This window comes from Halomonas sp. 5021 (assembly GCF_036663435.1).
GTDB lineage: Bacteria > Pseudomonadota > Gammaproteobacteria > Pseudomonadales > Halomonadaceae > Vreelandella > Vreelandella janggokensis.
Map to the genome: position 1 here is coordinate 1 of NZ_JAXOVU010000037.1, position 952 is coordinate 952.

Genomic DNA, 952 nt, shown 5'->3' on the forward strand with positions numbered 1-952 from the left:
ATCAGGAGCCCAACGGGTTACCCTTCTGGCCAGAGAGAATGGTAGCTAATCATTCCCTCTTGAGAGACACAAGGAGCTCAATTCATTGAGCGATCAGCAATGATACCCCCACAAAGACTCTTGAATTATCTTGCGTCTAAGTAGTCCAAAAACTACAGTAAAGCGATGCTTGATATTAAACAAACGGATACTTACCGAAAGTGGGAGCGGAAACTCCGCGATCAACGTGCTAAAGCATTGATTGCGGCACGTGTCTTTCGGTTGGCAAATGGTTTACCGGGCGATGTGAAACCCGTTGGGCATGGAATCAGCGAGCTACGTATCCACCATGGTCCCGGATATCGTATTTACTTCAAGCAACGGGGCAACGAAGTCATCATTCTATTATCTGGTGGCGATAAGAGTACCCAGCAAAGCGATATCGAAACTGCGTACCGGTTAGCATTAGAGTGGGAGGCGTCATGACCGACAAAATCTATGAGTACGACCCAGCAGCGGCCTTGGAGAGTGAGGAAGCGATTGCCGTGTTTCTCGCGGATGCCCTAGAAACCGGCGATTCAGCTTACATCGCAAAAGCGATGGGGGTGATTGCACGCGCCAAGGGCATGACAGAACTAGCCCGTGAAACAGGTCTCTCACGTGAGCAGCTTTACCGCTCATTCAGCGAGCAAGGTAATCCCACACTTAAAACCATGCTCGCCGTAACGCGTGCACTGGGTGTCGATCTCACAGCACGCCCACACGAAAAACCAGCGGCATAACCCCCGGCCGGATAATGAGGTTCGAAGCCCAGTTCATTGAGCGATCAGCAATGATCAAGCCATCGAAGGCTATCGCCCGACAAGTCTGGTTCCTACGGGGGCACGCAGCAGGTTTTCGTAGATACCGTCTCTCGATACCAGCTGCAAGGAGGATTTATACCCCTTGCGGCCGATATTCACTTTGTGACTTC

At 51.2% G+C, this 952-nt stretch carries 2 protein-coding genes; both read left to right on the forward strand.

Annotated features, from left to right (window positions below; translation table 11 throughout):
• Positions 1 to 165: 165 nt before the first annotated feature.
• On the forward strand, positions 166 to 465 hold the full coding sequence (locus R3F64_RS19350) for a type II toxin-antitoxin system RelE/ParE family toxin (protein ID WP_332613250.1): 300 nt from the start codon (positions 166 to 168) through the stop codon (positions 463 to 465).
• A complete protein-coding gene (locus R3F64_RS19355; RefSeq protein ID WP_253024712.1) occupies positions 462 to 761 on the forward strand; it encodes an addiction module antidote protein in 300 nt (99 codons plus the stop codon). Before R3F64_RS19350 ends, R3F64_RS19355 begins: the two co-directional genes overlap by 4 nt.
• The last annotated feature ends 191 nt before the right edge of the window (positions 762 to 952 follow it).